General features: G+C 71.0%; 1 protein-coding gene. It reads right to left on the minus strand.

The annotated features are described in order from the left end of the window. On the minus strand, positions 1–727 hold a 727-nt coding region (locus tag I5E_RS11305; protein WP_022907085.1), incomplete at its 3' end, for an ABC transporter permease. Between the last annotated feature and the right edge of the window lie 142 nt (positions 728–869).

Genomic DNA, 869 nt, shown 5'->3' on the forward strand with positions numbered 1-869 from the left:
CCACCGGGGTGAGCGAGTTCCGGAACACGTGCCGGCGCAGGATCGCCGCAGTCGAGGCACCGCCGGCGCGGGCGGTGCGGACGTAGTCCTCCTGCAGGTTCTCGAGCGTCGAGGCCCGCATGTACCGGCTGAACACGGCGATCATCGCGAGGGCCCCGGTGACGACGGGGAGCACGAGCCCCGCCGGGTCCTGGAAGACCTCGGCGAGGGTGTTGCCGCTCGGCGCCTGGGACGGCAGCCACGGCAGCTGCTGGCTGAAGACGATGATGAGGACGAGCCCGAGGAAGAACGCGGGCGTCGAGTAGAACACGAACGCCAGGGCCGTGGCCGCGTAGTCGACCGCGCCGTTGCGCCGGACCGCCTGCCACATGCCGACCGGGATCGCGAGCACGATGCCGAGCACCGCGGACATCCCGGTGAGGACGAGGGTCTTGGGCAACCGCTCGGCGATGAGCTGCGACACCGCCTCGTTGAGCGTGTACGAGGTACCGAGGTCGCCGGTGAGCAGGCGGCCGAGGAACCGGAGGTACTGCACGGGCAGCGGCTGGTCGAGCCCCTGCGCCTGGTTGAACGCGGCGATCTGCGCGGGCGTCGCGGAGACGCCGAGGACGCCGCGGGCCGGGCCGCCCGGCAGGGCGTGCAGCAGGCAGAACACGACGATCGTGACGATGAGGATCACCGCGAGCGCCTGCAGGACGCGCCTGGTGAGGTAGAGAGCTGTGGTCATGCGGCTTCCGTCGTCTGGGATGGTGCGGTGGGCCCCGGGAGGCGCGGTGCGGGTCGGACCCGTACCGCGCCTCCAGGGGGTGTCAGTTGGTTACTTCGACCACTTCCACTGGGCCGGGTGGAAGTTGGCGAGCGAGTCCTGG

Source organism: Curtobacterium sp. B18 (assembly GCF_000333375.1).
GTDB lineage: Bacteria > Actinomycetota > Actinomycetes > Actinomycetales > Microbacteriaceae > Curtobacterium.